This is a genomic window from Sulfurospirillum arsenophilum NBRC 109478 (assembly GCF_000813345.1).
Classification (GTDB): domain Bacteria; phylum Campylobacterota; class Campylobacteria; order Campylobacterales; family Sulfurospirillaceae; genus Sulfurospirillum; species Sulfurospirillum arsenophilum.
Genome location: NZ_BBQF01000002.1, coordinates 356939 through 379668, shown reverse-complemented (window position 1 = coordinate 379668; position 22730 = coordinate 356939). Strand labels below are relative to the sequence as shown.

The following is a 22730-nucleotide window of genomic DNA, read 5'->3' as shown; positions in this document are numbered from 1 at the left end:
AGTTGGGTAAAGCTTAGATGCATTACCCAAACAAGAGCTAGATTAAGAGCGGAACTGATTAAGCTTGTTATTAAGATTTTCAGCCAAACGAGAGAGATGATCGGCAGCAGCAGCGATCTCTTCAACACTTCTGGCATTTTCACTGGTAAGGGTGTTGATATTGGAGACCATGTCGACAATTTTATCCGTATCTTGTGAAATCTTTCGTGAGTTCTGCGCACTGGTGGTAACGGCAGCAACACTTTCGTCCATCACTTGAGTGGTACCTAAAATAGTTGTCTCAACGCCACTGGATACCGTTGAGAGTCTTTGAATATTTTTGGCATTTCTTCCCATCTGCTCTGAAGAGTCCACAATAGATTGAACAATGACATTAATCGTAGCATTGATTTCTGTAAGTGATGTTTGCGTACGCTCAGCTAGTTTTCGTACTTCATCCGCAACAACCGCAAACCCACGACCATGCTCTCCAGCCCTTGCAGCTTCAATCGCTGCATTAAGCGCTAAAAGATTGGTTTGATCGGCAATATCAGAAATCACCGTTAAGATCTGTTTGACTTGCTCTGCATCATGGCTCATTTGCTCTAGCTTTTGAGCAAGAGCCGTTTCAGAGGCACTGGCTTGATCCATTTCACCACGAAGGGCAATGACTTCATTTTTAGCATTATCAAGTCTATTACCTGCGGTTGCAATGCTTTGTTTCATATTTTCAGAAAGTGTAGCTGTCTCTTGCACAAAGACTTTGATGGTTTCAATCTCTTGGATGGTATTGGCGACAATAGCAGAACTTTGCTCTGCATTGCGTCCTATTTGCATACTGGTGGTGCTAAGTTCATGCGAAACAGAGGCATTTTCACTTGAAGAGGTCTTTGCATCGACAATCGTACTTTCGAGTGTTTCTACAAGCGCATTAAAACTATCAACCATCTCTTTGATTTCATTTTGTTTGGTGTATTGAATGCGGAAGTTAAGCTCTTTGTTGCGAACAAAGTTACCAATACTATCGCGTACGAGATGTACGCCTTGCATGATGTTGTTTCGAATGAGTACGCTGATGAAGATGGTTGAGCCAATAATGGCAAGAGAGAGAATAATCATCACAAAACTTGCATTTTGTTTGTCTTCTGCTGCCATTTTTGCTGAGTTTTTTGCAATTTCAGCGTTATATTCCATATGTGCATCTAGGGCTGCTGTAAATATTTTTAATATCGGTCTGCTTTTATTTAAGAAGTTACCCGCTTCTGTTTTATGTCCAGATCCCGAGAGTTTGAGAACTTCTTGCGCGACGGCAGTGTATTGTTTAAAGCTTTCAAGATCCTTGTTAAGCAACTCTCTATCTTTGGTATCGGAAAGTAGAGCTTCATAGTCTTTTAACCCTTTAGCAATCTCATCAATAGCCTTTTTAATGCCTTCAGCACTTTTATTATTAGCTTCTTTATCATCTTGCGATATATGTTCCCACAGAACTAATCGAAGCCTAAGGGCATTTACCGTGATATCGTTGAAAACTAGAATACTTGGTAACGAATTGACATTGCTATAATTTGTTTCCTCATAAATCTTATCCATTTCTCGTATACTGATACCAAATATGGTACAGGTTCCGATAATGGCGATGGAAAGCATTACCATCAGTTGCTTAGAAATTGTCATCTTGCGTCCTTTTGTCTTTGTTTTTTCATTGTAAACTCATTTTCCTAATAAAAGATTTAAAGCATGTATCTTATTAGGAAGGATTAAGAAACACATCTATTTCTGAGAAAATAATAGCATTCGTATGTTGCAAATGAGTTGTATCCATTTAGGCAATATTGATGAAAAACTGGTATGATAACGTTTTTCAATTTGACAAAGGAATCGTACTTTATGTTAGAACTATTAACGCTCTTTTATATAATGTATCTTTTAATTAGAATGTATGCAGCACTCATGGAAATAGGCTTTGTAACCAAAGCACGTGACTTGAAAGCAGTAATTCTTTCACCTGCCAATTATCTCAAAGCCGCTTCTTACAAGATAGCAACACAAAAACTCTCTTTAGTCTCTTCATTGTTTGATTTTGTACTCTTTTTTGGTTGGATAACGTTTGGTTTTTCAATGCTTAATTCTGTACTAAATTTTGAAAATGAAGCGCTACGCTCTGTTCTTTTTGTGATGAGCTTTGTTGCGGTCAATTACCTACTTTCACTTCCATTTGATCTTTACCAGACTTTTGGACTTGATAAAAAATTTGGTTTCTCAACCATTGATCTAAAAACGTTTATTTTAGATCAAATCAAATCATCTTTAATGTTCTTCCTTTTTGGTGGTGCATTTTTCTGGGTGATGAGTATTCTTATAATGACTTACGCGTATTGGTGGTTTTACGGATTTTTATTCTCTTTTGCGGTCATATTGTTTATTAATATGATCTATCCGATTGTGATTGTTCCATTGTTTAATAAACTCACCCCTCTTGAAGATGAGAGTCTTAAAAGTTCCATTGAAACGCTTTTACACAAAGCAGGGCTAAAAAGCAGTGGTGTATTTAGCTTGGATGCCAGCAAACGTGACAATAGGCTGAATGCTTACTTTGGAGGCTTGGGTAGTTCTAAACGCGTTGTACTGTTTGACACCTTAATTGCAAAATTGGAAAAACATGAACTTTTAGCTGTTTTGGGTCATGAACTGGGTCACTTTAAACATAAAGATATTCTCAAAAATATTGCTTCAAGTGCCTTGATGCTTTTGTTGATGTTTGGACTCTTTGGAAATTTGCCACAAGAGCTTTTTAAATCTTTACATGTAAACAAATCTGCTGGAAGTGTGATGACTCTTTTCTTATTGCTTTCACCACTGGTTTCATTTGCTTTAATGCCACTCTTTGGGCTTTTAAGTCGTTACAATGAGTATCGAGCAGATGAATATGGCAGTGAGTGTGAAAGTAGAGAATCGCTTGCTTCTGCTCTAGTTAAACTTGCAGATGAAAATAAAAGTTTCCCGCTTTCCCATCCCTTGAGCATTGCACTTTATTTTACGCATCCACCATTGACGGAAAGACTTAAAAAATTGGGTATGAGCTTTAATGAAGGAGAGGCTCTTGCTCATTAAAGAGCTTTTAGCTAAAAGTGCTGAGCAATTGCGCGAGGTTACGGATATTCCTCAAAAAGAGGCGATGATTCTTTTAGGTGAAGTGCTTGGTTGTGAGATGAGTTGGCTTTTAAGCCATAGTGATGATGAAATAAGTATGGATGAGCGGTTTACAGAGTTTTTGAAACGTCGTATCAGCCATGAACCGTTGGAGTATATTTTAGGACGCGCTAGTTTTTATGGTAGAGAGTTTGATGTTGATGCCCGTGTGCTTATCCCTCGCCCAGAGACAGAAATACTTGTCGATAAGGCTGTGGAATTAGCCAAAGAACTTTCACCCCATTTGCATATTGTCGAAATTGGGTGTGGTAGTGGAATCATCTCTATTATGCTTGCGCTTTTGCTTCCAAAGGCTAGATTTACAGCGGTGGACATTTCAAGTGAGGCTTTACATGTAAGCCAGCATAACGCCAAAAAACAAGGTGTTAGTGAACGTATTGCGTTTGTTGAAGGCAGTTATTTGGATGGGGTTAGTGGAGAAATCGATATGATTGTTTCCAATCCTCCGTATATCGCGAATGAAGAACCTTTAGGTATAGGACTTTCGTATGAACCTTCTTTAGCACTTTATGGCGGAAGTAGAGGAGACGAGATGTTGTGTCAGATTATTGATCTTTTTGTAACACGAGGTGTAAAAGCACTTGCCTGTGAGATGGGATATGATCAGCGTCAGCCGATCAGTGAGTATGCAAAGAGTAAAGGCTTAGAGATTGCATTTTACAAAGATTTAGCGGAGCTAGATCGTGGATTTTGGATTAAGGAGAAGAGATGAGAAGTTTTATGGTGATTTATTTGGTGATGCTTGGCATTGCAATCGGTGTTGAAATTGCTGCAGGTGCATTCATCGCTCCTGTAATATTTTTCCCACAAAAATATTTAGGCGATGGTGTGTTGACTCATTTTCAAAGTGGTATTTTAATGACTCAGGTTTTTTTGAAGATGAACCTTCTCATTGGATTTGTGGCACTTTTCAGCATTATTTATGAAGTACAAGTTTGGATGATGTTTAAAAATTACGATTTCTTGTCATTTATAGTGTCGATTGTGATTGTTGTCGCAACAGGACTATTTATTTTTTACTATACGCCATTTATTGTGCATGCTCAACAATTGGGTAATGCTGAGACAACAACAGAGTTGTTTACTAAAATGCATAAGCAGAGTGAATGGGTGATGAAATTTTTAATGGTAGCGCAATGTGTATTATTTGTAAGACGTAGTTGGTTAAGTCAAAAGTAAGAGAAGAAGCCAAGGCTTCTTCTCCTGCATAGAAGAGGTTTTAGGGGAGAGTATTAATCCATTTGGTGTCTAATATACGTTGGGATATCAAGATAATCATCTTGTCCCTCATAGCCACCACTTACTTTTTTAAGGCGTAAAATACGCTCTTTTTTGATTGATTCTTGATTGCTATTAAGCATTTTGAGCTCTTTCGAAGCTTCGATTTTATTCTCAAAACCTGTTGCAACGATAGTAACTTTAACACTGTTTTCTTCCATATCTTCACTGGTTGTTGTACCAAAGATAACATCTGCATCTTCATCCGCACAATCAAGGATAAGTTGCATTGCATTGCTAATCTCAGTAATAGGATAACTTGATGGAATTTGGAAGTGAACCAAGACACCAAGGGCACCGTTAATTGAGAGGTTATCAAGTAGAGGTGACTCAATAGCACTCTTAATCGCTTCCATCGCTGCATCTTCACCAGTGCTCTCGCCAATACCCATAAGTGCCATACCACGATGACTCATAACAGTTTGTACGTCGGCAAAGTCAACGTTGATATCACTTTGTCCAGATGAAAGAACAACCAAACTCATACCACTCACAGCACGGCTCAAAACATCATCAACGATCTTGAAACTGTCTTTGATACCAAATTTTGCATCGACAATAGCAAGAAGTTTATCATTAGGAATAATTACAATCGAATCACTCTCTTTACGAAGTTCGTTAATACCAAGTTCTGCAAGTTTAGCTCTTTTTTTACCTTCAAACATAAAGGGACGTGTAACAACGGCAACGGTTAATGCACCAACTTCTTTAGCTGCTTGTGCAACAACAGGTGCTGCTCCTGTTCCTGTTCCTCCACCAAAACCAGATGCGATGAAAACAATGTCAGCTTTCTCTAAAGAACTTTTAATCTCTTCATAGCTCTCTAGTGCAGATTCTCTACCAATGTCAGGGCGCATTCCAGCTCCCAGACCTTTTTTGCCCAATTGGATTTTTGTCTTTGCTAAACAATTTTCAAGGGCCTGAGCGTCTGTGTTTGCTGCGATAAGATCGATACCACTAATACCTTCTCTTACCATGTGGTTAATCATATTTCCACCACCGCCGCCAACACCGATAACTTTGATTTTAGCTCCGTAAACACATTTTGATTCTTCTATGCTAAATCCGTTCATACCTCTTACCCCTCTTTAAAATAATTGTGTTAATCTATTCCATAGTTTCGAGCCAAAACCCTCACTATTTTCTTCCTGAATATTTGCGAGATCTTTTAGTTTCTCTTTCGCATTACTGCTATCAGAAGCAGGAAGTGTTCCAATTTCATTTTCTTCAACGCCATCAGCCTCTTCAAATGTCTCTTGATGTTGGTGACGCGTTGGTTCTATGGTCTCATCTTTGTATCGTAATTTTTTATTTGAATCGATCTCATACGGTGTAAAATAGCCTCCACCGTAAAGAACAAGACCAATTGCCGTTGAATAGCTTGGATCTCTGAGCGTCTCAAAGAGGCCATCCATTTCTCTTGGTTTGGCAATTCTAATAGGCACATTGTCAAAAATTGCTGATGCTAATTCTCTAATGCCATCTAGTTTTGTCATTCCACCTGTCAAAACAACACCAGCACCGATTTGTTCTTTAAAACTACTATCTTCAAGTGTTTTTGCTAAGATCATTAGTGTCTCTTCAACCCTAACATAGATAACGTTAGAAACAATATTGAGTGATACTTCATGGGTTGATCCATCATCCCCAATGACAGGGAGTTCGATGAGTTCGCTTGAATTACTTTTAAGCGAGCCATAATTAATTTTAATCTCTTCTGCTGCACCAAGAGGTGTATGCAGAGCGGTTGAGAGATCGTTAGTAATATTCAGTGAACCCACGCCTAGATAGTCATTGAAACGCATAGAGTTGCCAGCATGAATCATGATGTTACATGTAGCGCCACCCATATCAATCACAGCAACACCGAGTTCGCGCTCATCGTGATTTAAAACAGCAATTGCTGAGGCGTAACCGCCAAGAACAATATTGTCAATTTCAACACCTGCTGATTTAACAGCTTTTCTAAGGTTACTGAGTGAAGATTTTTGTGCGGTAATGATGTGAACCTGGACTTCCAAGCGTGCCCCATTCATTCCCAGTGGATCTTCGATAAATTCTTGATCATCAACTTTGAAATTGTAAGGAAGTACGTGGAGTTTTTCATATTCATTTGGGATATTAGCGTTATGATCTGCCATTTGCATTGCACGATTAATTTCTTTGATACCAATATCACGGTTTGGAATATTGACAATACCGCTGCTATCAACACTTTTCGTGTAAGCTCCAGAAATCGAAACGATAACCATCTCGTACTGTGTACCCGCGACTCTTTTTGCATCATTAAGTGCATTGCGAATCGACTTTGAAGCAAGGTCAATATTGGTAATAATACCTTTTTTAAGACCTTGAGACTTTGCAATACCTGCGCCTAAGATTTTGACGTCACCATCATCGTTTTTTTGAGCGATAATAGCGCAAATCTTGGTTGAACCAATGTCGATACCTAAAATCGTAGTGCTCAACTATTTTCCTTTGTAGTATTGCTCGACTTTATACGCAGTAGCGAGCTTTTTGATAAGATTTTGATTTAACTCAGATTGTTTCACTTGCGAAACATTTTCGCTAATCAAACTAACATACTGCTTAGCCTTGTCCTTGTTAAGCAACTTTTGTTCCAAAACCTCGTAAACAATGGCTTTACCATCAATAACTTTATAACCTTTTTTTGTTGTGTTATCAAAAACGTGACTTAAAAACTCTGCACTTTTTGCTTCACTAAGCCCTGCAATAGACTTGACAGAATCCCTACTTACAAAGCCAATGTCGCTTCCTGAAAAATTGTCAAGTTTGACTTGGGCTTTCTTTTCCAATGCGGCACTTTTTAATCCTTCTAAAAGATCACGGCTCGCATCTTTCTTAGCCATATCATAAGACATTGGTTCAGGAAATTTAATCTCTTTAATTTTAATGATAACGTAGTTGTCTTTGATAACGAGTGGTTTTAGTACTTCGTCTCTAGCTGCTACTTGAATTTTATCGAGAGGGTATATCGTATCATCATCAAAAACAACTTTTGTTTCATTGGCGGGCACTTCACCTTTTTTGAAAGCAAGGAAAGATTCTAGGGCACTTTTCTTATCGTTTTTAAGTCTGAGGTTTACTGCGACTTTACTCTTAGCTTCCGCAAATGTCATCAATTTTCCATCTTCAAATGTATAATTGAATTTTTCTTGATTGAAAAACTCTTCGAGTGTTTTATCATCAAATTTTGCTTGTGAAGCAGGAAGATTAAGAAGTTCAAGTGTATAGCTTTTTTTAGTCAGATAGTTTGATTTATTTTTTTCCCAGTAGGCTTTGATCGCTTCTTCATTCGCTGTGACTTCATTTGCATCAAGTGTTACCGAAGCAACTGCGATGCGATCTTCCATAAAAAAGGCAGATGCAAAAAGGTCGATCTCTTTAGGTGAAGGTGTGAGTTTGAAGAAGTTTTCAAGTTTTGCATTTAAAATTTCTTTTTCAAGGCCATTCTCATAATCGCTTGGATTGATACGATTTGCTTTGAGGATTGAGTAGTAAAGATCTTTGTTAAAAACGCCATCAGTTTGGAACGTTGAAGTGTTTTTAAGGCGCTCTTTGACATCTTCTTTGGTTGCAAGAAGACCAAGCTCATCAGCATAATTCAACAGAAGTGTTTGATTGACCAGTGTGTTCATAACGATTTTATCAAGACCCATTTGTTCTGCTTGTTCTTGAGTGAGTTTGCCACCTAGAAGATTGTTGTAGAAGTTGTAGTGGGTTGCATAAGCGGATTGAAATTCTTGGACAGAAATGGTACGATGACCTACCTTGGCAACAGAAGCAGCGCGATCTTTATTGAGGTCATAAGCCCCCCATCCTACGAAACCAGCACCGACGAATGCTATTGTGCTAATCCAGATAGTGATGACCAGATATTTCTTGTGACGTTGCATCCACGTAATCATTCTTAACCTTTGAGATCTTTGTATTTTGCTATAATTCTATCTATATAGTTATTAAATAACCATAAATTGCGTGAAACTCCTAACAAAAAAAGGCAAAATGTAACAATGAACACAAAAATGTTAATTGAGGATGATTTAAAGCATATATGGCATCCTTGTACGCAGATGAAAGACCACGAGACACTTCCGATTATCCCTATTAAAAGTGGGAAAGGGGTTTATTTACACGATTTTGAAGATAACCGTTATATTGACGGTGTTAGTTCTTGGTGGGTCAATCTTTTCGGTCATTGCAACCCTTACATCAATCAAAAAGTTAAAGAGCAATTAGAAACGCTAGAACATGTTATTTTTGCTGGATTTACGCATGAGCCGATCATTAGGCTTTCCAAAAGGCTATGTGCCATAGCACCAAAAAGGCTGGTGAAATGTTTTTATGCTGATAATGGCTCCAGTGCGATCGAAGTAGCTTTGAAAATGAGCTTTCAATACCATAAAAACAGAGGCGAAAAACGACCTTTCTTTGTCTCTTTAGAAAACAGTTATCATGGCGAAACCATCGGTGCTTTAGCCGTTGGTGATGTGAAGCTTTATAAAGAGGTTTTTGAAGATATTTTATTGCAAACGATTCAAACTCCTGTTCCTAAAGATCAAACGCAGGAGAGTGCCATAAAAGCAGCGGATGCGCTGGAGCAAATTTTTAAAGAAAAAGCAGCTCAAATTTCAGCGTTTATCATCGAGCCACTGATTCAATGTTCGGGTGGAATGAACATGTATCATCCACTTTATATTTCGCTTGCTCGCAAACTGTGTGATGAGTATGGTGTGCATCTTATTGCCGATGAGATCGCTGTTGGCTTTGGTAGGACGGGCAAAATGTTTGCCTGTGAACATGCAAATGTTAGTCCTGATTTTATGACATTATCCAAAGGACTAACGGGCGGTTATCTTCCCCTTTCTGTTGTTCTTACGACTCAAAAAGTGTATGATGCATTTTATTGCGATTACGCCGAATTTAAGGCATTTTTACATTCTCATAGTTATACAGGCAACCCATTAGCTTGCAGTGCAGCGAATGCAACACTTGATATATTTGAGAATGAGTCTATTTTAGAAAAAAACCAAGAAAAAATTGCACTAATCGCTTCTAAATTAGAGCAGTTCAAAATACTTCCCAATGTGCAAAAAATTCGTCAAATGGGAATGATCGCAGCTGTGGAACTTGATGTTTATCCGATTGATTTTCGTGTGAATTTAAAAATATTTGAGTATGCCCTGAAAAAGGGCGTGATACTGCGTCCGCTGGGCAATGTTGTCTATTTTATGCCCCCTTATGTGATTACATGTAAAGAAATTGAAACGATGATGGACGTAGCGTATGAGGCGATTGTAAGTCTCAATAGATTATAATAGAGCCATTTTAATGAAGGACACACAGTGAACATTCCCCATATCCCCGTACTTTTAGAAGAGGTCAAAGAGGCATTTTCTAGCCTTAATGATGGGGTTATTGTTGACTGTACGCTAGGATATGGTGGGCATAGTGAGGCTCTTTTGGAGCAAAATCCTAACATCAAACTTATTGGGTGTGATCAAGATGAAGAGGCGTTAGCCTTTAGCAAAAAAAGGTTAGAACGCTTTGGTGATCGTGTTGTGTTTCATCATGGTAATTTTTCTTCTGTTATTTCTAAATATACGGATCTCCCCATCCGAGGAATTCTCGCTGATATCGGTGTTTCTTCCTTGCAACTTGATAAAAAAGAGCGTGGATTTGCTTTTGATTCCGATGTGTTAGATATGCGCATGAACCCGAAGCAGGAACTTAGTGCTTATGAAGTCATCAATCACTACTCCAAAGAGAAGCTAGAGTTTATTTTACGGGAATATGGCGAGATTCACGAGTATAAAAAATTGGCACATCTTATCTGCGAAGCTAGAGCCAAAGTGCCTCTTCAAAGTGCCAAAGAGCTTTCTAAATTAGCTGAGAAAGTGGGAGGGAAAAAGAGTATCCATCCTTCGACACTTCTGTTTCAAGCCATTCGTATTGAAGTCAATAACGAACTGGGTGTTCTAACTGAGCTTTTGGAAAGCATCAAAAATGCCAATTTTGAGCACTGTATGGTAGGAATTATTTCGTTTCATTCCCTTGAAGATCGCATCGTGAAGCAGACCTTTAAACTTTGGTCACAAAACTGTATTTGCCCACCTACTGTGATGCGTTGTATGTGTGGTAATAACCACCGCTTAGGTAAACTCATCAGTAAAAAACCGATTGAAGCAAGTAATGCTGAAGTCAAGAAAAATCCTCGTAGCCGTAGTGCAAAACTGAGAGTTTTTGAGATAAAGAGTGCATAATGGGCGATAAAAACGATCTTTTAGAACAGTATGATGCCGAGCAGAAGGTCGAGAAAAATCTCGATTTTCGTTTTTTATTGCTCGTGTATATGGTGATGTTTGTCGCCTTTTTGCTGATTCTTCCCAAAATTTACATCAAAAATCAAATTTATTACATGAGCCGTGATATTAGCAAACTGTATGGTGAGTACTCAATTCTTAAAGAAGAGAACCGCGTTTTAAAGCAAAACTTGGAAAATATTCGCTTCAAAAATCAGATTTTAGACACCATTTATATCGAATAATCTTTCTTTACATGTAAGCACATATTAGGAGTTTGTTATGCCTCAAGAGATGCTATTTTTAGCTATTTTTATTACATTTAGTGTTGCCATGGTGGTGTTTGGATTGTGGATTAAGTCGGTGCTTCAGGAAAAAGCCTATGTATTAGCCGAATTTAAAGCCAAAAATGAGCAGTTAACTTCCGATAATTTAACCCTTAACATGCAAAGTGCGAAACTCCAAGCAGAACTGAGTGCCCAAAAAGAGGGAAATCAAAAACTCAAACTTGATCTTGAAGAGCAGGGGAAAAAGCTTGAACTCAAGCTTAATGCTATCATGGAGCAACACCTAGAGAAAAAGCTTCAAAAACTGGATGACACCTCGATAAAATCGCTTGAAACACTGCTTAAGCCCTTTAAAGAAAATTTAGATGGTTTTAAAAAAAGTGTTGAAAATTCCCAAGAAAACAGCACGAAAAAATTTGCAGAGCTCTCTAAAGAGATTGAACAGGTCGCAAGAGCTGGTATGAACATCTCCAAAGAGGCTGAAAATCTCACCAAAGCGCTCAAAGGTAAAAAACAGAGCCAAGGCAGTTGGGGTGAAATGATCTTGGAGAGTGTTTTAGAGTACTCAGGACTCATCAAGGGTGTGCATTATGAAACACAAGAGAGTTATAAAGATGAAGAGGGACGAACAAAGCGTCCTGATGTCGTCATTAAACTCCCTCAAGATCGTACCATCATTATTGATTCGAAAGTTTCGTTGAATAGTTACGATGAGTTTATCAGGGCGGAGAGTGAAGAAGAAAAACACATTGCTTCTAAAGCCTTGATGCAGGCGTTTCGTGAGCATATTGACATACTTGATAGTAAAGACTACACTCACTATAAACAAGGCACACTCCAGTATGTGTTTATGTTTGTTCCCATTGAAGGTGCTTTTTCGGTCGCGATCAATGAAGATCCAAAACTCTATGAGTACGCGCTTCGCAAGCATATTGCCATTGTTAACCCTTCAACGTTAACCGTTTCATTGCGCACTATTTATCTCTACTGGCAAAGTGAGCAGTCGAGTACTTTAGCCTCAAAGCTTTTTGATGAAGCTGGAAAAATGTATGACAAAATGGTCGGTTTTTCAGAGAGTTTCAAAAAAGTTGGCAGCCAGCTTCAAACACTCAATAACAGCTATGAAAACGCTCAAAAACAGCTCACAGAAGGCTCAGGTAATATACTAGGTCGCGTAGAGAATTTGAAGCGTTTAGGCGCCAAAGCAACTAAAAATCTTAAAGATGCCAAACTTGAATACCAAGATTTTAACACAGACATCGAAGCTGCTCAACTTTTGGAAGCAAAAGAAGACGAATAGTCTTTACATGTAAAGATTTGTCTACATTTTTTGTTTCATCTTGGCACAAGTAACGAAGCGTTAGAATGTCAAAAAATAAAGGAGACAAAAAATGTCTGAAAAACATTTTGAGCTTGACATCAAGGGCATGACATGTGCAGCATGTTCAGCACGCATTGAGCGTGTACTTGGAAAGCTTGAAGGCGTCAAAGCCAATGTCAACTTGGCGAGCGAAAAAGCGTTTGTTGCTTCATCTAACCCTAATATCAATCTTCCTGAAATCATCCAAAGCATTGAAAAAACAGGTTTTGGCGCCACGGAGTCTTCCAAAGTCGATCAAGATCAAAAAAGTCTGGACAAAGAACAAGATTATCAAAAACTTTTAAGAGAATTTAGCCTCTCAGCACTGCTCACACTGCCGTTTTTAGTCGAAATGGTGGCGATGCTTTTCAATATCCATCTGCACCTCTCACCGATGATTCAGCTAGGGCTTGCGACGATTGTACAGTTTTACTGTGGACGAAAATTTTATATAGGTGCCTACAAAAGCTTGAAAAGTGGCAGTGCCAATATGGATGTTCTCGTGGTTTTGGGTACGAGTGCCGCGTATTTTTTAAGCCTCAGCGTTGTGCTATTTTACGTGCCGCTACACCTTTACTTTGAAGCATCTGTTTCGGTAATAACATTGGTACTTTTAGGCAAACTTTTAGAGGTGAGAGCAAAGGCAAAGACTGGTTTTGCCATTGCAAAACTCCTTCATTTACAGCCTAAAAAAGCGTTTGTAGAGCGCAATGGTGTGGTCGAAGAGATCAGCATTGAAGCTTTACATGTAAACGATATTTTTGTGGTAAAAGCGGGCGAGAGCATCCCCACGGATGGTATTGTTGTGGAAGGCAATAGCATGGTCGATGAGTCGATGATGACGGGGGAAAGTTTACCCGTGCTGAAATCCGTGGGAGATGTCATTGTTGGGGCGACCAAAAACGGCGATGGGATGCTCAAATGCCAAGCCACGAAAGTTGGTTCTGGCACTTTTTTAGCTTCCATCGTTCGTCTTATCGAAGAAGCACAAGGCTCCAAAGCGCCTATTCAACGCCTTGCCGATACGATTGCCGGTATTTTTGTGCCCATTGTGGTGAGCATCGCGGTGATTACTTTTGGTGCGTGGTGGTTTATCGGGGGCGATTTTGAAGAGGCGATTATCAACGCTGTTTCGGTATTGGTTATCGCATGTCCGTGTGCGCTTGGACTTGCAACGCCAACGGCGATTATGGTGGGTGTTGGGCGAGGGGCAAGTGAGGGAATTCTCATCAAAAATGCAGAAGTGCTTGAAAATGTGGGAAAAATCAATGCTGTCGTGTTCGATAAAACAGGCACATTGACCTATGCAAATCCTCAAGTGGTCGATGTTTTAATCGAAAAAAATGAATTGGATAAAGAGCAATTTCTAGTCCTTGTTGCAGCCTTAGAAGAGGGGTCAAAACACCCGTTAGCCAAAGCGATTATTGCTTCAGCACCGCAGAACTCATCAAAGAGTGTTCAAGCGTTTCAGAACTATTCAGGTTTGGGCGTTTCAGGTGAGATCGATGGCGTGGTTTACTTTGCTGGGTCACCTGCTTTTATTATGCAATTTAGTTCTCTGCAACCTTCAACTGTCGCGCAAACGTTTTTGGAAGAGGGCAACAGCATTGTAGCGTTGGCTACCAAAGAGCAGATTCTTGGGTATATCGCATTGGCAGATACGATTCGAGAGAGTGCTAAAGTGGCGGTTGAGAAGCTTCAAAATGATGGTATTGAAGTGTATATGCTCACAGGAGATAACGAACGTTGTGCGCAGAAAGTTGCTCGTGAGCTTGGCATCAAGCACTTTTTTGCAGAAGTTTTGCCGAACGGGAAAGCAGAGGCAATAGCAAAGCTTAAAAACGAGGGAAAATTTGTCTGCATGGTCGGTGATGGCATCAACGATGCACCTGCACTTGCGGTGGCTGATGTGGCGATTGCGATGTCCAATGGTTCGGACATTGCTGTGGAGAGCGCCGATCTTATCTTAATTGCAAATGATCCACTCTATGTCGTCAATGCCATCGCACTTTCGCGTGCTACGATGTCAAAAATTAAGCAGAACCTCTTCTTAGCTTTTGTGTATAATGTGTTAGCAATTCCTCTGGCATTTTTGGGTATGTTAAACCCGATTGTCGCAGGTGGCGCAATGGCGATGAGTTCGGTCTCGGTGGTGAGTAATTCGCTGCTGTTACGACGTTGGAAAATGAAAAAATAAAATCATAGTAAAAGGATACATAATGGCAACAATCACATTGGTGGTTAAAGGGATGAGTTGTGGAGGATGTGTTAAAAGCGTTAAAGGTGTTTTAGAGGGAATTAAAGGTGTCAAGAGTGTCAATGTTGACTTAGCCAGTGGTCAAACGGTTATTGAGTACGATGCTCCGATTGATGTAAGTGTGTTTGAAAAAGCAATTGATGAAGCAGGTTTTGAAGTCATTTCGTAATTTTAAATTCTGACACGCTTTTAAAGCAAAGCTTTAAAAACTACGTTAACACTGGGTTCTCTCACGCAGAGTGCCCACTCGCCTTTGGCTCGTCAGTTATTCGTTTACATGTAAGTGAGCCCTGTTATTTGGGCTCACACAACGCGTTACTTCTCAAATAAGATATGAATATACCGCTTCGACCATAAGCCAAAAACAACAATCCACAGAACTGCCACGGTAAGCACCGCATGCAAATACCCAAATTGCGGGAAAATACCTGCGATGATACGAATGAGCGCCATCGCTTGAATAAGTCCAAAAAGTGTCACAGCATACGCATCTGCTTTAGGCGTTCGCCCTGAATGCCCAAGAATAACTCTGGTTCCAAAGCCCACAAGAACGGTTGTAAAATAACCCAATGCCAAGGCATGCAGTGGTGATTTTTCCAAATAAATAGAGTGTCCTACAAGTGCCGAAAAGTCTTGCACCACAAAAAGCCCAAACCCTACTGGAACCCACCAAATCGAGAGGAAAAGTACCCATAAAATGGCTGGGGATTTGCGAAACGGTAGGCGCCATTTCAAAAGCTCATACGTGATGATGCTAAAGAGCGCACTGTCTGCCACAAAAGCATTCATGTTTAATGCTTCTAAAACCACTTTGAGGATGAGTGCTACAAAGACCAAGAGCAAAAAGTGCTTGCTTTTGTTCATCGTATAGCCGATAATGGTATTGGCTGCAAAAAACGGCATCATTTTTTGTGAAACGATGAGAACAATAAAGAACAAATAGAGATAAAAACTCACTCCAAGTGCGAGTGAATAGGCTGGAATAAACAGATCTGCGATGAAAAGTAGCTGCCCTACAAGACCCAGTGCAAACGCTCTGAGCATCCATGTGGTATCTGTTTTATTGGTCACTGTACTTTTCGTTTGAAAATCAAGCAAAAGTAAGCAGAGTTTGACATAGCCTGCTAAGATAACAAGCATAGGGGCTACAAGTGCCATCTCAGAGACAAATGAGAGTGCAATAAACAAAAGTCCACCACCATTCATCAGCCATGCGATCGGCAAATATGCTTTTGGTGATGCCGATGGACGCGAGAGATAGCGTGGAAATGTCGTTAGCAAAAAGCCTGCAAAAAATTGCGTAAAAACGATGAACGTCATCGCATAAGCATGGTACAGTCCTACGCTTACATGTAAACTCAAAAGCCCTGCATAATGCAGACCTAAAAGAGCAACAAAAAGTACGCCATTGACCACACCCGCAAAGAAAAAGAGGCGGTGTGGCTGAGCGACTAGGTTTTGAAGAGCCGTCGTTTTTGGAGGCTCTGGTGGGGTTAAACTACTGACAAAAACCACAACAACTAGCCCCTCTGTTGGCTGCATCGATAGCGGCATTTAACGCTTCGTCATAATTGGGTTCTTCCGTGATCTCAGGAACCACCTGTTTGTAAACAATCTTGCCATCTTTACTGATAACAAAAAGCGCTCTAGCACACAAGCCTTCAAGTGCACCATCGCTGATGAGCATGCCATAAGCACGTGCAAATGCTTTGTGTCTAAAGTCACTACCAACGGTTAGATTTTCAATACCCGCAACATTGCAAAATTTTGCGCTTGCAAACGGTAAGTCCATCGAAATAATCGTCGTGTCGATGTTTTCATGCTTCGCAACTTCTTGGTTAAAACGTCTCGCTTCCGCATCACACACAGGTGTGTCAAGTGAAGGTACTACGATGATGAGTTGAGCTTTATTGTTTTCACCACCGATGGTTTTTTCTTGTAAGTCTGGAGTGACAACAGTAACAACAGGTGCATTATTGCCCACTTCTTGGAAGTTGCCTTCCAATTTTACGGGCGTGCCTTTGAGGGCTGTTTTGTCTATTTTTGCGGTAAATGTCATGGTTATCCTTTCAATTGTTTTATATGAGAGTCATTTTATCCCATTTAATACTAAAAAACCTTGATCTACATCTAGGAATTGGAAATTTTTTACATGTAAAGTGATATTTCATTGTGAAATGAAATGTATAGCCTTTTTATTAAAAGGCTATAATAAAACAAGAAAAAAAGGATGGCAACGATGCAAGAGACGCAAAATGTTGTTTTATACACCGATGATAAAGGGCAAGTGAGTTTAGAAGTTAGCCTTGAAAATGAGACGGTTTGGCTGAGTCAAAAACAGATGGCAGAGCTTTTTGACAAAAATGTCAAAACAATCAATGAACATATTGGAAATGTTTTTAAAGAAGGTGAGCTTGAGGAAAACTCAACTATCCGGAATTTCCGGATAGTTCAAATTGAGGGTAAAAGAGAAGTAGAAAGAGATGTCGCTTTTTATAATCTTGATGTCATCATTTCTGTTGGATATCGCGTGAAATCTAAGCGCGGTACGCAGTTCCGTATTTGGGCAAGTAAAATTCTCAAAGACTACCTTATCAAAGGCTATGCTCTTAACCACCAACGTATTAATGCTCAAAGTTTGAATGAACTGACCGCTACGATGGAACTAGTGCGCAAAAGCATCGAAACGAAAGAACTGAGCAGTAACGAAGCCAAAGGCTTACTTGACATCATCAACAACTATGCCAAAACATGGGCATTGCTACAAGGCTATGACTCCGATGCACTCCATTCGTTACAAGGAACTTGTGAAAAACGGTTTGTTTTGGATTATGATGAGGCAAAACATGCCATTAGAGAGCTTAAAAAAGACCTAATGAAAAAAGGCGATGCAACAGAACTGTTTGGTAATGAAAAGGCAGGGGAGTTTAAAGGGGCACTCTTGAATATCTATCAAACCTTTGGAGGTGTTGATCTACTTTCAAGTATCGAAGAAAAAGCAGCAAATTTGCTCTATTACGTCATCAAAGATCACGCTTTTAGTGATGGCAATAAACGAATAGGATCGTTTTTGTTTATCTTGTTTTTACACAAAAATGGCATCGCTTACAAAGCAAATGGCGAGCCAAAGATAAATGACAATGCGCTTGTTTCTCTCGCTCTTCTTGTTGCCGCAAGCGAGCCAAGCCAAAAAGAGCTAATGGTAAAACTCATCGTCAATATTTTAAGCGAAACAGACTAAAATTCTTTACATGTAAAAATTTCAAAGGAGAAAATATGCAATACAAACTTATCACAGGACCGGATGACTCAACCTTTTGTTCAAGAATCACCGAGTTTTTAAATGACGGTTGGAAGTTACACGGAAACCCAGCAGTGACGTTTAACGGTCAAACAGTCATTGCAGCGCAAGCAATTGTGAAAGAAGATGACAAAGATGTAAAGGCGTGCGGGTTTACGAAATAAGAGCTTTACATGTAAAGCTCTATTGTTAGTCAATGCTTTCAAACAACTCAGGTCGATACTCAAAGTGCATGGTGTCGTAGTGATACCATCTGCCACCCCAAACAAAGCCATGTTTCTCGAAGATATCGACGATTTCTTTTGGAAATTCATTGTGAAAATTGTGCGTTTTGTCCCACTGCCAGTAGCGTGAGTAGTGGGTGTCAAGGTCGATGGCAATGCCGTAACTATGGGCACTTAAGCGTTCTGTTTTGGCGATTTTGCGAAAGTAGTAGGTTCCATCGACTTTTTTGAGATACTTCATGTACTCTTCAGGCAAACGGTCAAGCTCATCAGAGACTTTTTGAAGTTGTGCGCTCGCGTTTTCATTTTTATTAAAGTATAGTTTTTTCCCACCGTGGTTTGGAAGCCAGTTTATTGTTGTGAGATTTTTCTCAATTTCACTTTTGCTTGAGCCGTATAGTTTTTTCAAAAAAGTATCATTGCGAAAACGACCTGGGTCATCATTGAATGCGGGGTCAGTTATGGGTGCAAAGGCAGGGTATTTTTGAGCAAACATATCTTCGATGTCAGCATTTTCAAGCTTCTCATCAAACGTCTTTACTTTTTTGTCATCATACGGGAGTGAGCTTCCATCCATAAAAAAGACGGTGTTATCTTTGATAGTCTTTATACTAGGGTATTTTTGAACCAGATTGTTGCTCTTTGTATTTGCTGGTTTGATTGTTATGCCTTCAATGCGGTTGATGAGCAGTCCATTTTCAGGCACGTTGGGTTGGTTCGCTCCCACATAAAGGTCCGAGATGATGGCTTTACCGATGACATTACGACCCTCTTTGCCTTCTTCCATCGTTCTGACACCCCAAATATTTTGCATTACGAGGGCTTTGCCTTCAAATTCGCCTGCGTAAAGCATAATATGACCTTTGAGGTAAATGAGGCTTAAAAAGGCTATGCCATTTTTGAGTATCATCGCTTCTTTCTCCTTGGGTGTTAAATCTTTGAGTGAGACGTACTCTCCAAAACTCTTTTGAGCGCCAGAATTGCGGGGAATCCAGATGCCAAAAGGAGAGAGAAAATCGCGCGTCATGGCAGAGCAATCACGGTTTGCAAGAAATCCACCCCAACCGTATTTTTCGCCTAAAAGCGCATCACCGATTTGGCTGAGATTTTCTTTGTTAAAGCTTATTGGCACGGTTTGCGCAAAGCTTTTTGGGATGCGAAGTTCTAGTTTTTGTGCGGTAAACGTAGCATCTCGTGTGTACATGTAGGCATGAAAAAAGTCATCGTCTTCACTTATGATGGGAAAGATGGCTCCCACTTTTGCATACGTGATGAACCGTTGTTTTTCATTGTAAAGAGGCACATTGTCTTTTGTGATGGCGATTTTTATGGCACTCAAAAATTCTGTGCGCTCTTTAGCATCGACAAGCACAAAGCTCTCAACGGGAATCCAGCCAGAGGCAAAAGAACTCTCGATAAATGCCCAAGCACCGTCTCGACTGTAGTGTGAGATGATGATAGGCTCGGCAATATGAATGCGTGATGTTTGCAAATAATCAAAGGGATAACCTTCTCCTGGTAAGGTCGTTTTTTTGAAAAAAGGTTTGTCCGTAGGGAGATTGCGCATTTGTGCATTTTGAATCATAATCGCATGAGCATTGATGCTTGAATAGGCTTCCACATTCGTAGCGTTGATGATGGCATCGATCTCTACACCATCTATGAGTTGCAAGTTCTCGCCATAATAGCGATTTTTCAGCCCATACGATTTGTTTGCCCAGAGTGCATCTTCTTTATTGTAACTGACATGGGTTCTAAACCATGGTGAATAGTAGCGATAGGTAAAATCGTTTTGTGCTACGCTTTGGGGCGTGATGTTTTGCGCTAAAAAGTCCACATTTTGAGGGTAAAGCAGCATCTCTTTTGAAGCGGTTCTTTGCGCAATAACCGTTTCCGCTGACGGCTCTTTTAAAGCACAACCTACGAGGACAAAAAGGCTACATGTAAAAAGAAAAATATGTCGAAATGAAATCATAATCTGCCTTGTCTTTTGTTAATGTTATAATACCCAAAACAACTTAGGAAGCCTCTTTGAACTTAGCACAAAAACTCATCGATATCTTAAAAAAAGACAATGTACTCCTCACGGGTGGTGCGGGAGTTGGCAAGAGTTATCTCGTCGGTGAAATCGTCACGGAGCTGCGAAAAATCGGAAAACAAATCGTTGTTTTAGGCAGTACAGGTGTCAGTGCAGTCAATGTTGGCGGTCAAACCTTGCACAGTTTTTTTGCCTTTGGTATCTGCAATCATCTCGATGAACTCACTCGCCATGATCGCTATACCAAAGCCAGACTGGTTGAGATCAAAAAAGTGCTCACAAGATGCGATCTTTTGGTGATTGATGAGATTAGCATGGTTTCAGCGGATTTGCTGGATATGATCTATTATCGTCTGCGCAATGCGGGTTTTGAGGGAAGTGTCTTGTTTGTGGGTGATTTTTTCCAGCTTCCTCCTGTTTCCAAAGGCAAAGAAAATAGTCTGTGGGGCGGTTTTGAGTATGCGTTTGAGAGCAGTTCCTGGAACGCGTTTGAGCCTGTGGTTGTGGAGTTAACCATCACCAAGCGTACACACGACACACTTTTCTTCTCACACCTTGGAAAGATACGACGAGGCATACTGGATGGCGATACACTCGAATACCTTGAAGCGTTACGTACCAATGTTGGTGTGTGGGACGATGACCCAACCGTTTTGTTTGGCAGAAACAAAGAAGCAGAGATGCTGAACATCCAAAAATTAGCGCAGATTGAGAGTGAACCCATCGTGCTGAAAGCCAAAGAAAAAGTGCATGAGCAGTCTTTACATGTAAACAAGATCGAGGGGTGGAAAAACGCGCTTCCCATTCCTGTGGACTTGACCTTAAAAGTGGGAGCAAAGGTGCTTTTTTGCACCAATAAATGGGGAAAATACTACAATGGTGAGCGAGGTGTCATCAAAGCGATTGATGAAAATGAGGTCATTGTGGAAAAAGCAGGAGAGCTTGTTAAAGTAGAGCGTCAAGAGTACACCTTGCACGAAAATGTCGTCATGGAAGGCGAAGTCAAAGAAAAACCACTTGTTTCTATTGAACAATTTCCCCTCAAACTGGCGTATGCCATCACGATTCATAAGAGTCAGGGCATGAGCATCGACTCACTGGTGTGTAACATCAACAATATTTTTGAAAAAAGCCAGTTTTACGTAGCGATTTCAAGAGCGCGTTATCCTAAACAGCTTTTGCTGGACTATGGTTATCAACGTTTTTATGAGCATTTGACACGCTGTGTGCAAGTCTCGCCCAAAGTAGGGGAGTTTTATCAAAAATCAGATATTTTAAAAATAGAAGAGGTCAAGAGCGATTCACTTTTTGATGAATTTTGACGATTTACATGTAAAAGAAACAGGTTAAAAAGGGGCAACCATGAATCTGGAAATTTCATATGAATCAAAGGGTTTGATAACCTACTCACAAAGCAATCAAGACGTTAATGCTAAAGATAAAAAACTGACAACAGGTAAGCAGATTACCAACAGTTATTTAGCAGACTATATGGCGCAAGTGACCTCTGAATCGAAAACGACTTTTGGTACACAAGCGGACACTTTTACTCTTGCAGATATTGGTTATAAGGGCAAACCTATTGGGCAGTTGAGCCAAGATGAAGCCAAGGCGTTGGTCGCTGATGATGGTTTTTTTGGTATTGCACAAACGAGTGCTCGTATTTCAGATTTTGTCATTAATGGCGCAGGAGATGACCTCTCTAAGCTTCAAGCAGGACGTTCTGGAATGCTTCAAGGTTTTAGTGAAGCTGAAAAGCTTTGGGGTGGAAAATTACCTGAAATTAGTTATACTACGATGCAAAAAGCACTGGAAAAAGTTGACGCGAGAGTCAAAGAACTTGGCGGAAATGTGCTGGATACATCAGTCTAAAAAAAGGGTCGTATGAAACGCATTTTAACAGCAGTTTTACTTTTACATGTAAGCCTTTTTGCAGAGACGTTAGTGTTGGAACACTTTAAAGCCAACGTCTTTGCAAAGTCCGATAAAAAGCCTGTAGAAGTAACGGTTGGTTTGATTTTTGAAGGCAATGACGTGAAGCGTAATGAACATAAAGTTGTCGATGCGCTCAACATTGTTATCGGAAGTTATTTTGCGGAAGATCTTGTAACCTCACGCGGTAAAGAACTTTTAAAATCGACTATTATTGCCTATGCTAAAAAAACACATGCTTTGGTGATCGATTCGGTTTACATTAAAGAGTTAACCGTCAAAACCAATCCAACAACTCAAGAGATTGTAGAAGCCATCAAAAAAGAGGGTGCTTTGCAACAACCACAACAACAAAATGCTGCTCCAAAGCAACAACAACACCAACAATCCCAGCAACTTAATCTTGCCCCACCTCTTCCAAAACGTTCTTTGATTCCAGAAGAGAATGCAGTTAATTTTTAAGAGGTATTATCACACATTAAATCTCATATATCTTGAAAGAATATGATAGAATAAGACAAATTAAAGCAACCGCTTGCAA

21 protein-coding genes are annotated in these 22730 nt (G+C 39.9%); 14 read left to right on the top strand and 7 right to left on the bottom strand.

The window, feature by feature from the left end; all coding sequences use genetic code 11:
• Positions 1–42 precede the first annotated feature (42 nt).
• Positions 43–1653, bottom strand: a complete 1611-nt coding sequence (locus SAR02S_RS06255) for a methyl-accepting chemotaxis protein (RefSeq protein ID WP_041957937.1) — start codon at positions 1651–1653, stop codon at positions 43–45.
• 213 nt (positions 1654–1866) lie between these two features.
• Between SAR02S_RS06255 and SAR02S_RS06250 the strand changes: the two genes are divergently transcribed.
• Genes SAR02S_RS06250 through SAR02S_RS06240 form a run of 3 tightly spaced genes read left to right on the top strand, consistent with a single transcriptional unit; the run spans position 1867 to position 4368 of the window.
• A complete protein-coding gene (locus SAR02S_RS06250; RefSeq protein WP_041957935.1) occupies positions 1867–3090 on the top strand; it encodes a M48 family metallopeptidase in 1224 nt (407 codons plus the stop codon).
• The gene (gene prmC, locus SAR02S_RS06245) at positions 3080–3901 is read left to right on the top strand and encodes a peptide chain release factor N(5)-glutamine methyltransferase (RefSeq protein WP_041957933.1); all 822 of its coding nucleotides are present in this window, start codon (positions 3080–3082) and stop codon (positions 3899–3901) included. Before SAR02S_RS06250 ends, prmC begins: the two co-directional genes overlap by 11 nt.
• A complete protein-coding gene (locus SAR02S_RS06240; RefSeq protein WP_041957931.1) occupies positions 3898–4368 on the top strand; it encodes a DUF4149 domain-containing protein in 471 nt (156 codons plus the stop codon). The genes prmC and SAR02S_RS06240 overlap by 4 nt, the downstream gene beginning before the upstream one ends.
• A gap of 53 nt (positions 4369–4421) precedes the next feature.
• Here the strand turns inward: SAR02S_RS06240 and ftsZ are convergent, their stop codons facing one another.
• Genes ftsZ through SAR02S_RS06225 form a run of 3 tightly spaced genes read right to left on the bottom strand, consistent with a single transcriptional unit; the run spans position 4422 to position 8396 of the window.
• Positions 4422–5540 (bottom strand): cell division protein FtsZ, encoded by a 1119-nt coding sequence (gene ftsZ, locus SAR02S_RS06235; protein WP_041957929.1) that lies wholly within the window; start codon positions 5538–5540, stop codon positions 4422–4424.
• A 15-nt stretch (positions 5541–5555) separates the two neighbouring features.
• Positions 5556–6935: a cell division protein FtsA gene (ftsA, locus tag SAR02S_RS06230; protein ID WP_041957927.1), complete on the bottom strand. Its 1380-nt coding sequence runs from the start codon at positions 6933–6935 to the stop codon at positions 5556–5558.
• A complete protein-coding gene (locus SAR02S_RS06225) occupies positions 6936–8396 on the bottom strand; it encodes a peptidylprolyl isomerase (protein WP_041957925.1) in 1461 nt (486 codons plus the stop codon).
• 105 nt (positions 8397–8501) lie between these two features.
• On the opposite strand from SAR02S_RS06225, the gene SAR02S_RS06220 reads away from it, so the two are divergent.
• From SAR02S_RS06220 to SAR02S_RS06195, 6 genes are all read left to right on the top strand, one after another.
• Entirely contained in the window at positions 8502–9806 is a 1305-nt protein-coding gene (locus SAR02S_RS06220) for an adenosylmethionine--8-amino-7-oxononanoate transaminase (RefSeq protein ID WP_041957924.1), read from the top strand.
• Positions 9807–9833: 27 nt separating this feature from the next.
• Positions 9834–10751, top strand: coding sequence for a 16S rRNA (cytosine(1402)-N(4))-methyltransferase RsmH (rsmH, locus tag SAR02S_RS06215; RefSeq protein ID WP_041957922.1), 918 nt, complete (start codon positions 9834–9836; stop codon positions 10749–10751).
• Positions 10751–11035, top strand: coding sequence for a hypothetical protein (locus SAR02S_RS06210; protein ID WP_041957920.1), 285 nt, complete (start codon positions 10751–10753; stop codon positions 11033–11035). The genes rsmH and SAR02S_RS06210 overlap by 1 nt, the downstream gene beginning before the upstream one ends.
• 37 nt (positions 11036–11072) lie before the next feature.
• Positions 11073–12377, top strand: coding sequence for a DNA recombination protein RmuC (locus SAR02S_RS06205; protein ID WP_041957919.1), 1305 nt, complete (start codon positions 11073–11075; stop codon positions 12375–12377).
• Between the two features lie 91 nt (positions 12378–12468).
• Positions 12469–14634, top strand: coding sequence for a heavy metal translocating P-type ATPase (locus SAR02S_RS06200; RefSeq protein WP_041957918.1), 2166 nt, complete (start codon positions 12469–12471; stop codon positions 14632–14634).
• Positions 14635–14656: 22 nt separating this feature from the next.
• Entirely contained in the window at positions 14657–14863 is a 207-nt protein-coding gene (locus SAR02S_RS06195; protein WP_025345140.1) for a heavy-metal-associated domain-containing protein, read from the top strand.
• A 146-nt stretch (positions 14864–15009) separates the two neighbouring features.
• On the opposite strand, the gene SAR02S_RS06190 is transcribed toward SAR02S_RS06195, so the two are convergent.
• Positions 15010–16236 carry an NnrS family protein gene (locus SAR02S_RS06190; RefSeq protein WP_232294000.1) on the bottom strand — a complete coding sequence of 409 codons (1227 nt, stop codon included), beginning with the start codon at positions 16234–16236 and terminating at the stop codon, positions 15010–15012.
• Positions 16193–16753: a thiol peroxidase gene (gene tpx, locus SAR02S_RS06185; protein WP_084218462.1), complete on the bottom strand. Its 561-nt coding sequence runs from the start codon at positions 16751–16753 to the stop codon at positions 16193–16195. Before tpx ends, SAR02S_RS06190 begins: the two co-directional genes overlap by 44 nt.
• A 180-nt stretch (positions 16754–16933) precedes the next feature.
• Between tpx and rhuM the strand changes: the two genes are divergently transcribed.
• Positions 16934–17935: a virulence protein RhuM/Fic/DOC family protein gene (gene rhuM, locus SAR02S_RS06180; RefSeq protein WP_041957913.1), complete on the top strand. Its 1002-nt coding sequence runs from the start codon at positions 16934–16936 to the stop codon at positions 17933–17935.
• A 35-nt stretch (positions 17936–17970) separates the two neighbouring features.
• A complete protein-coding gene (locus tag SAR02S_RS06175; protein WP_041957912.1) occupies positions 17971–18159 on the top strand; it encodes a DUF1737 domain-containing protein in 189 nt (62 codons plus the stop codon).
• A 25-nt stretch (positions 18160–18184) separates the two neighbouring features.
• On the opposite strand, the gene SAR02S_RS06170 is transcribed toward SAR02S_RS06175, so the two are convergent.
• Complete coding sequence (locus SAR02S_RS06170) at positions 18185–20194, bottom strand: SH3 domain-containing protein (protein ID WP_232293999.1); 2010 nt, start codon at positions 20192–20194, stop codon at positions 18185–18187.
• Positions 20195–20250: 56 nt separating this feature from the next.
• On the opposite strand from SAR02S_RS06170, the gene SAR02S_RS06165 reads away from it, so the two are divergent.
• From SAR02S_RS06165 to SAR02S_RS06155, 3 genes are read left to right on the top strand one after another with little or no spacing between them, the layout of a single operon-like run.
• The gene (locus SAR02S_RS06165) at positions 20251–21579 is read left to right on the top strand and encodes an ATP-dependent DNA helicase (RefSeq protein ID WP_041957910.1); all 1329 of its coding nucleotides are present in this window, start codon (positions 20251–20253) and stop codon (positions 21577–21579) included.
• Between the two features lie 40 nt (positions 21580–21619).
• Positions 21620–22129, top strand: a complete 510-nt coding sequence (locus tag SAR02S_RS06160; protein WP_041957908.1) for a hypothetical protein — start codon at positions 21620–21622, stop codon at positions 22127–22129.
• Positions 22130–22141: 12 nt separating this feature from the next.
• Complete coding sequence (locus SAR02S_RS06155) at positions 22142–22651, top strand: hypothetical protein (RefSeq protein WP_041957906.1); 510 nt, start codon at positions 22142–22144, stop codon at positions 22649–22651.
• The last annotated feature ends 79 nt before the right edge of the window (positions 22652–22730 follow it).